The organism is Kocuria salsicia, from assembly GCF_039532055.1.
GTDB lineage: Bacteria > Actinomycetota > Actinomycetes > Actinomycetales > Micrococcaceae > Kocuria > Kocuria salsicia.
This window is the reverse complement of the sequence record NZ_BAAARF010000013.1, coordinates 55,586-67,942: the sequence shown is the minus strand read 5'-3', so window position 1 is coordinate 67,942 and position 12,357 is coordinate 55,586. Positions and strand designations below refer to the sequence as shown.

The 12,357-nt window shown below is 72.5% G+C and carries 11 protein-coding genes and 1 pseudogene; 2 read left to right on the top strand and 10 right to left on the bottom strand.

The genetic code is table 11. The features are described from left to right. Window position 1 precedes the first annotated feature (1 nt). Both ABD264_RS11370 and ABD264_RS11365 read right to left on the bottom strand, forming a co-directional pair. Window positions 2-658, bottom strand: coding sequence for a LuxR C-terminal-related transcriptional regulator (locus ABD264_RS11370; protein ID WP_055082016.1), 657 nt, complete (start codon window positions 656-658; stop codon window positions 2-4). Between the two features lies 1 nt (window position 659). Continuing rightward, window positions 660-2,402 carry a sensor histidine kinase gene (locus tag ABD264_RS11365; RefSeq protein ID WP_344206131.1) on the bottom strand — a complete coding sequence of 581 codons (1,743 nt, stop codon included), beginning with the start codon at window positions 2,400-2,402 and terminating at the stop codon, window positions 660-662. Window positions 2,403-2,550: 148 nt separating this feature from the next. Between ABD264_RS11365 and ABD264_RS11360 the strand changes: the two genes are divergently transcribed. Further along, window positions 2,551-3,909: an acyltransferase family protein gene (locus ABD264_RS11360; RefSeq protein WP_344206129.1), complete on the top strand. Its 1,359-nt coding sequence runs from the start codon at window positions 2,551-2,553 to the stop codon at window positions 3,907-3,909. Between the two features lie 104 nt (window positions 3,910-4,013). After that, window positions 4,014-4,874, top strand: a complete 861-nt coding sequence (gene hchA / locus ABD264_RS11355) for a glyoxalase III HchA (protein WP_094393364.1) — start codon at window positions 4,014-4,016, stop codon at window positions 4,872-4,874. Window positions 4,875-4,919: 45 nt separating this feature from the next. Here hchA and ABD264_RS11350 read toward each other — a convergent pair whose 3' ends face one another. From ABD264_RS11350 to ABD264_RS11315, 8 genes and pseudogenes are all read right to left on the bottom strand, one after another. Beyond that, window positions 4,920-5,093, bottom strand: a complete 174-nt coding sequence (locus ABD264_RS11350) for a hypothetical protein (RefSeq protein WP_232300159.1) — start codon at window positions 5,091-5,093, stop codon at window positions 4,920-4,922. A gap of 112 nt (window positions 5,094-5,205) precedes the next feature. Continuing rightward, a pseudogene (locus tag ABD264_RS11345) lies at window positions 5,206-5,253 on the bottom strand (hypothetical protein); the annotation flags it as partial. Window positions 5,254-5,318: 65 nt separating this feature from the next. Beyond that, window positions 5,319-6,260, bottom strand: coding sequence for an alpha/beta fold hydrolase (locus ABD264_RS11340; protein ID WP_344206126.1), 942 nt, complete (start codon window positions 6,258-6,260; stop codon window positions 5,319-5,321). 48 nt (window positions 6,261-6,308) lie between these two features. Beyond that, on the bottom strand, window positions 6,309-6,983 hold the full coding sequence (locus ABD264_RS11335) for a GntR family transcriptional regulator (protein WP_094393366.1): 675 nt from the start codon (window positions 6,981-6,983) through the stop codon (window positions 6,309-6,311). Window positions 6,984-7,245: 262 nt separating this feature from the next. Next, window positions 7,246-8,172, bottom strand: a complete 927-nt coding sequence (purU, locus tag ABD264_RS11330) for a formyltetrahydrofolate deformylase (RefSeq protein WP_344206124.1) — start codon at window positions 8,170-8,172, stop codon at window positions 7,246-7,248. A gap of 227 nt (window positions 8,173-8,399) precedes the next feature. Further along, window positions 8,400-9,143 (bottom strand): sarcosine oxidase subunit gamma, encoded by a 744-nt coding sequence (locus ABD264_RS11325; protein WP_303106558.1) that lies wholly within the window; start codon window positions 9,141-9,143, stop codon window positions 8,400-8,402. Beyond that, the gene (locus tag ABD264_RS11320; protein WP_344206121.1) at window positions 9,136-12,048 is read right to left on the bottom strand and encodes a sarcosine oxidase subunit alpha family protein; all 2,913 of its coding nucleotides are present in this window, start codon (window positions 12,046-12,048) and stop codon (window positions 9,136-9,138) included. The genes ABD264_RS11325 and ABD264_RS11320 overlap by 8 nt, the downstream gene beginning before the upstream one ends. Continuing rightward, the gene (locus ABD264_RS11315; RefSeq protein ID WP_055085251.1) at window positions 12,045-12,326 is read right to left on the bottom strand and encodes a sarcosine oxidase subunit delta; all 282 of its coding nucleotides are present in this window, start codon (window positions 12,324-12,326) and stop codon (window positions 12,045-12,047) included. The genes ABD264_RS11320 and ABD264_RS11315 overlap by 4 nt, the downstream gene beginning before the upstream one ends. Window positions 12,327-12,357: the final 31 nt, after the last annotated feature.

Sequence of the window (12,357 nt, the reverse complement as noted above, 5' to 3'; positions counted from 1 at the left end):
CCTAGCGGGAGTGGTCCGAATAGCCGAGGTACTTGAGAACGGCCAGAACCCTGCGGTTGCCGGTCTCCGAGGTGACGCCGAGCTTGGCGAAGATCGCGCCGATGTGCTTTTCCACGGCCGACTCTGTGAGGTACAGGTTCGCGGCGATGGACGCGTTGGACAGCCCCTGCGCCATGAGCCCCAGCACCTCGCGCTCACGCGGGGTCAGCAGCTCCAGGTCCTCACGACGCCGCGAGCGCACCAGGATCTGCGTGAGCACCTCCGGGTCCAGCACGGTGCCGCCGGAGCCCACGGTCTGCACGGACTCGAGGAACTGCTCCACGTCCGCCACGCGGTCCTTGAGCAGGTAGCCCAGGCCCTCGCGGCGCGAGGCGATCAGCTCGGACGCGTAGCGCTCCTCCACGTACTGCGAGAGCACGAGTACGGCCACGTCCGGGTGGGCGGAACGGATCAGCACGGCGGCACGGATCCCCTCGTCGCTGAAGGAGGGCGGCAACCGCACGTCCACCAGGGCAAAGTCCGGTCGGTGCTCCTCCACGGCCTTCACGAGCCCTTCGGCGGTGTCAGTCTCCGCGACGACGTCGTGCCCCGCGTCCGTGAGCAGGCGCACCAGTCCGGCGCGCAGCAGGACGGCGTCCTCGGCGATCACGATGCGCATCTCAGTTTCCCTCTCCGGTGCTGGTCCGCGACGATGACGACGACGCCGCGCCGCCCGTTCCCGGATCCCCTTCGGGGGCCTGACACTGGGGCTCGCGCGGAGTCCCGTGCTGGGTCTCCCCGTGGTGGCCGGGTGCCGCGGCCGGGGTGTCCTGGCGGGTGCTGCCGAGCGGCAGCTCCACGACCACCTCGGTGGGCCCGCCCGCGGGAGAGTTCAGGAAGAACCGTCCCCCGGCCGAGCGGATCCGGTCCCGGATGCCGGAGAGGCCACCACCGGGAACCACCTGGGCGCCGCCGCGGCCGGAGTCGCGGACCCCCGCCACCACCACGCTCGTCCCGGGGGCGGGGCCGTCCTGCACGGACACGGCCACGTCCGCGGAGCGGGCGCCGGAGTGCTTGACCGCGTTGGTGAGGCTCTCCGAGACTGCGAAGTAGACGGCGGCCTCCGTGCGCGGCTCCAGGCGCGGCACGTTCACGGCAACGTCCACGGGGAACGGGACCTGCGCAGCGATGGCAGACAGGGCTGCGTCGAGCCCCCGGTCCTCCAGCACCGCGGGGTGGAAGCCGCGGGCGAGCCTGCGCAGCTCGGTGATCGCGGCCTTGGTGGTGCCGTGGGCCTCCGCGACGAGCTCCTTCGCGGCCGCGGGGTCCGTGTCGATCCTGGACTTTGCCATCGAGAGGTTCATGGCCACCGAGACCAGCTGGGGCTGCACGCCGTCGTGCAGGTCCCGTTCGATGCGGGAGCGCTCGGTCTCCGCGCCGCGGACCGCGGACTCCTTCGCCGCGGACTCGTACTCCGCGCGGCGCTCGGACTCCATGGCCTCGCGGCGCAGCCGGGCGGCCTCGCTCTGGCGCAGCAACCCCGCGGAGAGCCCGCGGTGGGCCAGCGTCAGCAGCACGCCCAGCAGGATCCCGAGCACCACCCCGAGCAGCGAGCCCGCGATCAGGGCCCACTCCGGCACGTCCCCGACGGAGCGCAGCCCGGTGCGCACCACGGAGTCGGCGGGCATGTACAGCGGCGTGGTGGCCGCGGCGATCCCGGCTCCGGCCACCACGAACGGCACCAGCATGAGCCAGCCGAGCAGACACGTGATCGCCAGGTGCAGCATCCCCAGCCACAGGGAGCCGTCGCTGGTGTCCAGCCAGATCTGGTGGGGGATCCGCACCCAGTCCGTGCGTGGTGTGCGGCGCCGCTGGGGGTCGCGGATGTCCAGACCGAACGACGACGCCGAGCGCCGCCGTTCCAACCACACCGCCGCCATCATCACGTAGACCGTGGCGGCCAGCACCAGCGCTCCCAGCCCGAGCGCGGGGATGGCGGCCACACCGGTCACGAGCAGTGCACCGATCAGGCACAGCAGCGCCGTGTTGAGCGCCGCGTCCACCACCAGGTCCAGGCCGCCGAAGAACAGGGTCCTGGGGGAGAGCATGCGCCACTCGCGGATCGCGGGCACCGACGGGCCGGGCGGCACGTGGCCTCCGGGCGGCGCCTGACCGGGACCGCCGTCGACGTCGTCGTCCCCGGCCAGGGGGCGGTTCGCTTGGTTGGCGGAGCGGGCGCCGTACCGGTCTTCCAGACCTTCCGGGCGGCCCACGGGAGGCAGCGCGCGGTGCGCTGCGGCGTCCTCGCGGGGCAGCACGCGGGTGGCGCCCACCGGCGGCAGCGGCCGGGTGCAGCCCGAGGCCGGGGGAAGAGGTTCGGTGGCGTCCCACGGCGGAGTGGGTCGCGAGGCTGGTGTGCTCATGGCCTCCACGCTACGGACACCCCGCCGGCTCTCGCGCCAGAGCCAGCCACCGGGTTGCAGTGGGGTTTTCCCCACCCCTGCCCATCCCCGCTCCAGAGCCGCGCGTGCCGCCCCGGCGCCAGCGCGCTCCCGCCCTAGAGTGAGCCTCATGCAGCACGATCTCACCGCTGCCGGGACGCCCCGGCAGCCGGGAGCGCCCGCCGTCGAGCGCGACCCCGCCGTGGACGCCGCCCGCGTGGGCTGCGTGATCGCCGTGGTGTGCATCCACATCCTCATGGTCACCCTCACCGCAGACCCCGCCACCGGGGAGATCCGCTCCGTGCTCGTGCCCACCCAGCAGCCCTGGTACTGGTGGGCCACCTGGATCTTCCAGATCATGCCCCTGTTCTTCGTTGTGGGCGGAACGGCAGCGGCCGGGGCGTGGCGGCGTCGTCGGGCGCAGGGCATGGACCCCGCGGAGTACGTGCGCGAGCGTGCCCTGCGGCTCGTGCAGCCGGCCGCCGTGCTGTGGTGCGCGCTGGCCCTGGTGGCCGGGGCCGCGCTCGCGGCGGGAGCGCCGTACGAACTGGTGACCTTCGCGCTGTCCGGGGTGGGCATGGCGCTGTGGTTCCTCGCCGCGTACCTGATCTGCCAGGCGCTCACTCCCACGTTCCTGGCACTGCACGAGCGTATGGGGTGGGTGTGGTGCTGGTTCCTGCTGTGCTGTGCCGTGATCGTGGACCTGCTCAGCGCGGCCAGCGGGGAGCAGTGGTGGAGGCTGCTGAACATGGTGTTCGTGTGGCCGCTCGTGCAGCAGTTCGGCTTCTTCCGCGCGGACGGCTGGTTCGCGGCACGCTCTCGGGGGCTGCTCGTGGCGCTCGCTGCGGCGTCGTTCGCGCTGCTCGGGGTGTGCGTGGCGGCGGGCCCCTACGCGCCGGACATGCTCACCGATCTCAACCCGCCCACGGTCTGCATGGTGGTCCTGGGCTTCGCTCAGGCGTGCCTGCTGGAGGTGTTCTCCCCGGCGCTGCGGCGGCTGATGACCCGGCGTCCGGCCCGGGTGGTCGCGCACCTGAACGGCACCCGCGCCATGACCGTCTACCTGTGGCACCTGCCCGTGGTCGTGGCGGTCATGGCCGTGTGGTTCTTCGCTGGCGGCTGGGACCCCGCACCCGGTTCCGCTGGGTGGTGGCTGCTGCGGATCCCGCTGGCGGTGGTGTGCTGGGTGGCCGTGATGCTCGTCGCGGCGGTGCTACGGCGCGCGGAGACGGCTTCGGTGGAGCCGTGGGGCGGGCGGGAGCGCAGCCTGCCGAGCGCACTGGTGCTGGTCGCGCTGGTCTGCGCGGCGGCCCCACCGTTGATCGAGATCGTCACGCTGCTCACTGTCCCGCTCGTGGTGGTGGGCGCGGCAGGCTCGGTGCTCGCCGTCGTCGTCCTGCGCAGCGGGCGGGTGCGGCAGGGACCGGGCCCCGCGGACGGGGCCGTGGGCGGTCAGCGGGTTACCGGGGGCCGCGGGGTCCCGGCGTAGGCTCGGTGGCGTCCTCGTCACGCAGTGCCCCGCGACCCATTCGCGTACGCACCCGGCGTGACGCCGTTGCCGGGGCACCGCCCCCGCGACCGAGAGGTGATCGCATGGCTTCCAAGAAACCGGTACGCGACAGCGCCGAGCACAACGCCTACTTCCCGTCCGAGTACTCGCTGGGTCAGTACGTGGCACCCACCACGAACTTCGACGGCGCCGCAGGTGTTCCCGCCGCCCCGTCCGGTCCGCACAAGGTCCTGACCGTCCTCACGGACGAGCGCTACCTGCCGCTGCAGGACGACATCTACTTCTCCACGGGCAACCACCCGGTGGAGACCCTGCTGCCGCTCATGCACCTGCGCGCCGCCGGGTACGACGTGGACGTGGCCACCCTCTCCGGGAACCTTGCCAAGTTCGAGCTGTGGGCCATGCCCGAGAAGGACGACGCCGTGCAGCAGGCGTGGGAGGAGCTGCGGCCGCAGTTCGAGCGTCCCCGGGCCCTGCCGGAGATCGCCGACGGGCTGGACGGGGACAGCGACTACGCCGCCGTGTTCATCCCCGGCGGCCACGGTGCCACGATCAACCTCGCGGACAGCCCCGAGGTGGGCCGTGTGCTCGCCTGGGCACTGGAGAACGACCGCCCCGTGATCACCCTGTGTCACGGACCCGCCGCGCTGCTCTCGGCCGTGGGCGAGGACGGCAGGAATCTCTTCGACGGCTACGCCGTGACCGTGTTCCCCGATGCCCTGGACTCCGGGCCCAACATCGAGATCGGCTACCTCCCGGGCCGCATGAAGTGGCTCGTCGCCGAGGAGCTCACCCGCGCCGGGCTCACCGTGGTCAACGACGACATGACAGGGCAGGTCCACCGCGACCGCGGCCTGCTCACCGGCGACAGCCCGCTCGCCTCCAACGCGCTGGGTCGCCTGGCCGTGGAGACGCTCACGGGCCAGGAGTACGCCGCGGACTGAGGTCCGGTGCTCTCCAGAACGACGACGCCGCCCGCCCCCCCCCGCTCACGGGTGCCGGGCGGCCTCGTCGCCCAGCGGCCGGGCCCGCAGGCCGGCGTCCACGTCCGCCCGGGCGCCTGCCTCGGATGCGGAGACGACACACGCCGAGCCGATCACCTGGCAGCGCTGCGCGGACCGCGTGAACTGCCGCACGGAGTGGAAGACGACGGAGCCCAGCACGCCGAGGGTCGCGAGCCAGTGGGGCCGGGGGGCTGTCGGAGAGGCCGTGGGGCAGGGAGAGGCCTGTGACGCTGCGGAACGAGAACCAGAGGTGCTCCACGCCGTGGAGGTGGCTCGGCATGAGCCAGGAGAGCCCGACGACGAATACGAAGACCACCAGCAGACCGGCCAGGAGCGTGAAAAGGGTCCTGCGCAGGGCCCCGTGGCGCGTGCGGGCAGGGATGTTCAGCCCAGGTGGTCCAGGACCAGGGGGAGCAGCCGTGGTACGGCCAGGGGGTGCACCTGGTGGCCCATGCCGGGGACCGTCACGAACCGGGCTCCCGGGATGGCCCGGGCCGTTGCGGGGCCGCCGTCCGGGCGCACAATTCTGTCTCTGTCCCCGTGGAGCACGAGCGTGGGCGCGGTGATCTCGCCCAGCGCCTCGGTCCGGTCCCCGGAGGCGCGGATCGCACCGATCTGGCGGCGCATCCCGGCGGCCCCGTGGCGAGGGTCCAGGTTGCGGTCCCAGTGGATCTCGGCGAGCCGACGTTCGTGGGCAGGGTCCACAGGGAACCCCGGGCCTGCGAGGTGGCGGGACATGACCATGCGCGCACGCACGTACGTTCGGCGGGTCCTCGCTCCCGGCATGGCGAGCATCGCGGCGGTGGAGGTGGCCACCGTGCCCACGGACGGGTCCCCCGTGGTGGAGCACAGCGAGACCAGCCGCCGCACCCGCCCCGGGTGGTGGGCGGCCAGGGACTGCGCGACCATCCCGCCCAGCGAGAAGCCCAGCACGTCCGCGCGGTCGATGCCCAGTGTGTGGAGAGCGTCCGCCACGTCCTGGGCCATGTCCTCCACCGTGTACTGCCCGGCGGGCAGGGCCCCCGTCAGCAGCTGCCGGGCGGTGGGAGGGGGAGCGCTCGCGCGGAAGGACCGGCCCTCGTCCCGGTTGTCGAGGCGGATCACCCGGTGGCCCCGCTCCATCAGGCCCTGCACGAGGGATTCGGGCCAGGTGGTGAGGTCGAAGCCCAGGCCGGTGATGAGGACCAGGGGTGAGCCCTGTGCCGGGCCGTCCTCCCGGATGCAGATGAAGCGGTCGGCTGACAGGGGCACTACGTGCTCCTCGCCGGCGAGGTTTCCCGGGGCGTCGCAGTGACCCGGGGCGGGGAGACCGGGGCGCGAGGTCATGCCTCGATTCTACGGAGCCCCACGCCCGTCACCACAGGACGGGCCCGCTCAGAGCACCTGGCGGATGTGCTCCTCGAAGTCCCGCACGTGGTGCAGCATGACCGCCTGCGCGGTGTCCGGGTCCCCGTCCAGGACCGCGCGCAGCAGGGTGGCGTGCTCCTCCACGTGGCCCTGCAGCTGCGGCATCCGGTCCGCAGCCACGCACCAGATGCGGGTGGCCAGGTTGCTGTAGCGTTCGAGGGTGTCCTGCAGGTGGGCGTTGCCGGCCGCGGTGTACACCGCCCGGTGGACGCGGTTGTCCCAGCGCAGGGCGCCGTCCCGCTCCAGCTCGTCCGCACCCAGCGCGTCCAGTTCCCGCGCGAGGGTCTCAAGCTCGTCACGCTCCCGGCCGCCCCGGCGCTGCGCGGCGAGCTTCGCAGCGAGTGGCTCCAGCACCTCGCGCACCTGCGAGATCTCCGAGAGCGCGGTGATGTCCACGGTGGTGGCGAACGTCCCCCGGCGGGGATAGGTGACCACCAGGTGCTCGGAGTCCAGCCGCTTAATGGCCTCTCGCAGCGGGGTGCGCCCCACACCCAGCTCCACCGAGAGCCGCGCCTCGTTCAGCGGCATCCCCGGCACGATGTCCAGGAAGATCAACCGGTCCCGCAGTCGAAGGAAAGCACGGTCGGCCAGGGAGAGCTGGTTGTCGTCCGCGGCGGGGGAGGCGGAGGGGGTCGCGGTCATGCGGGAAACACCGTGCTTTCGGGTCGAACGGGCGGGGCCGAAAGGCGCCGGCCCGCGAGACACTCTACTGAACGGCGTCGCACGGGCCTGCGGAGTGTGGGGGCAGCACCCGCGCTGGGATGGTCTCGAGGGACGCGGCACTCGCTGCCGGCGCGCGGGGCAGGCGCGGGGGCGACATCGTCGGCCCGGGGGCCCGTGCCCAACGCGCCGGGCCCCACGACCCCGCGCCCCACCGCGTGCGGGCCGACGCCGCGGCGGCGCCTCAGCGCAGCACCACTGTCTTGGCACCGTGCAGGATCACACGCCCCTCGCAGTGCCAGCGGACGGCGTCCGAGAGGGCCTTGCACTCGGTGTCACGTCCGGCAGCCACCAGGTCCTCGGGCCCGTAGGCGTGGTTCACCTCCACCACCTGCTGGGTGATGATCGGGCCCTCGTCCAGCTCCGCGTTCACGTAGTGGGCGGTGGCACCCACGGTCTTCACACCACGCTCGTACGCCTGGTGGTACGGCTTGGCGCCCTTGAAGGACGGCAGGAACGAGTGGTGGATGTTGATGACCCGGCCCTCCATGCGGGTGGCCAGGGAGTCGCTGAGCACCTGCATGTACCGGGCCAGCACCACCAGGTCCACCTCGAAACGGTCCACGAGGTCCAGCAGCCGGGTCTCGGCTTCCGGTTTGGTGTCCTTGGTGACGGGCACGTGGAAGAACGGGATGCCGTGCCACTCCACGAGCCGTTGGTGGTCGAGGTGGTTGGAGACCACCGCCACGATCTCCACCGGCAGCTCTCCAGTGCGCGCCCGGAACAGCAGATCGTTGAGGCAGTGGCCGAACCTGGAGACCATCACGAGCACCCGCCGCTTCTTCTTGTGGCGGTGCAGCTCCCAGCGCATGTCGAAGCGTTCGGCCACCGGTGCCAGATCCGTGCGCAGGGCGGTCTCGTCCAGGGGCCGGTCCGCGCCTGGCGCCACGTGGACGCGCATGAAGAAGCGGCCCACGCGTCGGTCGTCGAACTGGGCGAGCTCCACGATGTTGGCGCCGTGCTCCAGCAGCACACCGCTGACCGCGTGCACGATCCCCAGCTGCTCGGGGCAGTTGAGGGTCAGCACGAGTTCCGGGCCGTTCGCGGCGGGCTCGGCGCTGCCCGGTGCCGGTGCGGGTCCGGGCGTGGAGGACGTGGGCTGGGCAACCATGGTGGGTCTCCTCGGGGTGGCGCGGGGGTGGCGCGGTGTCCTGGCCCGACGGCGTCCGTGCCGTCGGTCGGTTCCGGCACCCGACGGGGTGGCCGGGTGCCGGGGCGGTGGTGGTCTGTCCTGCAGGGAAGCGGCGCGGGTTCTGGCGGGCGGAGTCCCTGTGCGTGGGGTCCGCAACGCCGACCCGGGCGCGCCCCTCCGGGCGGCCCCCGGGCTGGCAAGTCCGCTCAGGCGACCTCGGGTGAGGCGAACTCGGTCATGGCGTCCAGCAGCCACTGGGCGGTGAACTGCGCGAACGAAGCGCGCGGCATGATCCGCCACGTCTGCTCCCCGGTGCGCCACAGCAGCACCTGGACCAGGGCGAGGGTTGTGGACACCGCCGAACCCACGGGGAAGGCCCGCGGGTGAAGGTCCACCGGGCAGCCCTTCTCGAGCACGGCCCGCGCGGAGGGCCCGCTCAGCTCGAGAGTGGTGCGGTTGGCCGAGAGGTCCACCACCTGTCCGGGCCCGCCCGACGCCACGAGGGCGTCCGCAAGGCGCTGGGCCAGCGGGCTCGTGGACAGCGTGGGAAGAGCCGAGCGGTCCGGTTCCGGTGCGTCGGCGGTCGGGGACGGCGACGTCGTCGTGGTATCTGCGGTGAGGGCGGGCGGGACCACGGTCTCGTCCGACCCCACCACCAGGAACTCGTCCGGTCCCTGCCACAGCACCGCGATGTCCGCGGGGTCCCCGCTCACAGCCCCCGCGCGCGAGGGTAGGGGGCGTCCCACGACGTCGCACAGCGCCTCGGCGTCGGCGCCGCCGGGTGCTGCCCGGAGCCCGACCATGGTCAGGAACGGGATCTCGCGCAGGGACACGCCCCTGGGCCCGGCTACGGAGCCCTCGCGCATCGCGCCGGCCCACTGCTCCAGAGAGCTGTGCCGCAGGGCAGTGATGCCCGGGGTACGGGTGCTGGTCGTCTCGGTCTCAGCCATCTCGGCGGTTCCCTTCGGGGTCGTAGAGGACGGGGTCGGCGAGCACAACGTCCACGAGCCGCCCGTCCAGCGGTGCCTGGAGTGTCTCCCCGATGCGCTGCCGGCCGTTCCTGACCAGCGCGAGGCCGAACGTGCGCTCGAGTGCGGCGCTGCGGTAGCTGGAGGTCACGTGGCCCTCCATGGGCACGGGGCCCTGCTCGGGGGTCACGGGCGTGCCCGCAGTAATCAGTTGGGCACCCTCCGGCAACCGGAACGAGGGATCCACGGGCAGCACCCCCACGAGCTGCTTGCGGTCCTCGCGGCTGGTGTCGGCGCGGGCGTAGGAGCGCTTGCCGATGAAGTCCTTGGTCTTGGACACCACCCACTCCATGCCGAGGTCCTGCGGGGTCACGGTGCCGTCCGTGTCCTGGCCGACGATGGGGAACGCTTTCTCCGCGCGCAGCACGTGCATGGTCTCCGTGCCGTACGGGGTGACCCCGAACTCCTGGCCGGCCTCGAAGACCTGCTCCCACACGCAGAGCCCGTACCACCCGGCCACGTTGACCTCGAAGGCCAGTTCCCCGGAGAACGAGATCCGGCAGATTCGTGCGGGGATCCCGGAGGCGAGCACCGTCTCGCGGAACGCCATGAACGGGAACGCGTCCTGGGAGACGTCCAGATCCGGGGCCAGTTTTGCGATGACATCCCGGGACTTCGGGCCGGCCACGGCCACCGTGGTCCACTGTTCGGTCACGGAGGTGAAGAGCACGTCCAGCTCGGGCCACTCGGTCTGCGACCACTCCTCGAGCCACTCCAGGACCTTTGCGGCCCCGCCCGTGGTGGTGGTCATCAGGTAGCGCTCCTCGTCCAGGCGCAGGGTCACACCGTCGTCGAAAACCATCCCGTCCGGGGTGCACATCACGCCGTAGCGGCCCATGCCGGGCTTCAGCTTCTTGAACGCGTTGGTGTACACGCGGTTGAGGAACTCACCGGCGTCCCTGCCCCGGATCTCGATCTTGCCGAGCGTGGTGGCGTCCATGAACCCCACCCCGGTGCGCACGGCGGCGCACTCGCGCAGCACGGCGGTGTCCATGTCCTCCCCGGGCTCCGGGTAGTACCACGGGCGCTTCCACTGGCCCACGTCCTCGAACAGTGCGCCGTGGGCCACGTGCCACGGGTGGATCGAGGTCAGCCGGGCGGGATCGAACAGCTCGCCCTGGCGGCGCCCGGCCAGCGCGGCGAACGCCACGGGCGTGTACGGGGCGCGGTAGGTGGTGGTTCCGATCCCTGCCACGTCACCCGTCCTCAGCGCCTGGGCGATCACACCGATGGCGTTGACCGCGGACGTCTTGCCCTGGTCGTTGGCGGTGGAGATGGAGGTGTAGCGCTTGATGTGCTCCACCGAGCGCATGCCCGCGCCCACCGAGCGCAGCACGTCCGCGACGGTCTGGTCCCGTTGCAGGTCCACGAAGTGGCGGTCCCAATCCTGCTCCGCGTCCGCGGTGCGCGGCACGAGCCACAGGGGGCGGGCCGGGGCGATCCGCTCGGGCGTGGCCGCGGGCACGTGCACCGCGGCGTCGAAGCCGGCGCTCTGCGCGGCCTGCGCACCGGCGGTCGCACCCTCGGTCAGGCAGCCGAGCAGGTCCAGGGTCCCCGTCAGGGCACCGGCGCACTGCTGGTTCCGGACACTGGGCACTGGCACGAAACCGGCGATCTCCTCGCTCCACTCCAGCCTGCCCTGGCGCTGGCTGTGCAGGTGCACCACGGGGCTCCACCCGCCGGCCACGGCGAGCAGGTCCGCGTCCAGGGTCTCGTAGGGGCCGGTGGGCCGGGCGTCCTCGTCGATCGGGCTGACGACGACGCCGCTCACCCGCCCGTCCTCGCCCTCACCGAGGGTGTCCACGACGGTGCTGCCCGCCAGCACCCGCACGCCCGTGGCCTGCGCGGTGCGCGCGGCGGCGTCGCCCGGTTCGGGACGGCTGTCCGCCACGGCGGCGACATCGATCCCCGCCGCGTGCAGGTCCTCCACGAGCGCATAGGCGGAGTCGTTCGTGGTGGCCACGACCACACCTCGGCCGGCCGCCACGGCGAAGCGGTTGAGGTAGGTGCGCACCGCGCCGGCGAGCATGATCCCGGGGCGGTCGTTGTTCGCGAAGACCACCGGGCGCTCGTGGGCGCCGGTGGCCAGGACCACCTGGCGGGCACGGACGTGCCAGATCCGCTCCCGGGAGACGCCCGAGCCGGCGGGTTCGGCGAGGTGGTCCGTGCGGCGCTGGACGGCCACCACGTAGTTGCTGTCGTAGTTGCCGAACGCGGTGGTGCGCCGCAGCACCGTGACCTCGGGGTTCTCCAGCAGCTCCGCCTCGACCCGGGCGGCCCACTGCCACCCCGGCACCCCGTCCACGGTCTCCTCACGACCGGAGAGCAGCGCGCCGCCGGGCAGCGTCTGCTCGTCCATGAGCACCACCCGGGCCCCGGACTCCGCGGCCTGGCGCGCCGCGGCCAGCCCTGCAGGCCCGGCACCAACCACGAGCACGTCCGTGTGTACGTACTTCGCGTCGTAGCAGGCCTCGTCCCTGGCCGGGTCCAGCTGGCCGAGTCCGCGCAGGTACTCGGCGCGCAGCCCGTCCGTGAGCTCCACCGTGGTGGCCGGGAGCATGGACTCGGCAACGTCGGCTGCGGTGCGCGGGGCCACCTTCACCAGGGCGTTGGGCTCCTCTACCCCCGCCGTGAGGACCCCACGCGGGCGACCCAGGTACATCGAGTCCCCGCAGCGGATCCGGCCCTGGGCGAGCAGCGCGGAGGCCACCGTGTCACCGGGGTGCGCCGGGACCTCCCGGTCGTCCAGGCGGACGGTGAGAGCGGCGTCGCGGTTCACACCCGTGGCGGTCCATCGGTCGGTGGGAAGGCGGAAGGGGGCGTTCATCGGGAACCTCCGGGAGCGGTCTCGCCCATGCGGTAGACGGCGGTGATCTCGTACGTTGCGGTGTCACGCACCGCGTTGAACCAGCGGCGGCAGCCCACCGTGTGGACCCACCGCTCCTTGAGCAGACCCTTGGGGTTGCTGCGGTAGAAGAGGTACTCCGCCCACTGGCGGTCCGTCAGTTCGAACGGATCCTCGGGGTACGGCACGTGGGCCTCCCCGCCGTAGTGGTACTCGGTCTCGTCGCGTGGGCCGCAGTAGGGGCATTCGATCAGCAGCATCGTGGGTCGTCTCCTCCGGGTGACAGCGGCG

Coding starts and splice junctions, on each gene's coding strand:
- ABD264_RS11370 (WP_055082016.1), bottom strand. CDS start 658: ATGCGCATCGTGATCGCCGAGGACGCCGTCCTGCTGCGCGCCGGACTG.
- ABD264_RS11315 (WP_055085251.1), bottom strand. CDS start 12,326: ATGCTGCTGATCGAATGCCCCTACTGCGGCCCACGCGACGAGACCGAG.
- ABD264_RS11325 (WP_303106558.1), bottom strand. CDS start 9,143: ATGGCTGAGACCGAGACGACCAGCACCCGTACCCCGGGCATCACTGCC.
- hchA (WP_094393364.1), top strand. CDS start 4,014: ATGGCTTCCAAGAAACCGGTACGCGACAGCGCCGAGCACAACGCCTAC.
- ABD264_RS11320 (WP_344206121.1), bottom strand. CDS start 12,048: ATGAACGCCCCCTTCCGCCTTCCCACCGACCGATGGACCGCCACGGGT.
- purU (WP_344206124.1), bottom strand. CDS start 8,172: ATGGTTGCCCAGCCCACGTCCTCCACGCCCGGACCCGCACCGGCACCG.
- ABD264_RS11340 (WP_344206126.1), bottom strand. CDS start 6,260: ATGACCTCGCGCCCCGGTCTCCCCGCCCCGGGTCACTGCGACGCCCCG.
- ABD264_RS11360 (WP_344206129.1), top strand. CDS start 2,551: ATGCAGCACGATCTCACCGCTGCCGGGACGCCCCGGCAGCCGGGAGCG.
- ABD264_RS11335 (WP_094393366.1), bottom strand. CDS start 6,983: ATGACCGCGACCCCCTCCGCCTCCCCCGCCGCGGACGACAACCAGCTC.
- ABD264_RS11365 (WP_344206131.1), bottom strand. CDS start 2,402: ATGAGCACACCAGCCTCGCGACCCACTCCGCCGTGGGACGCCACCGAA.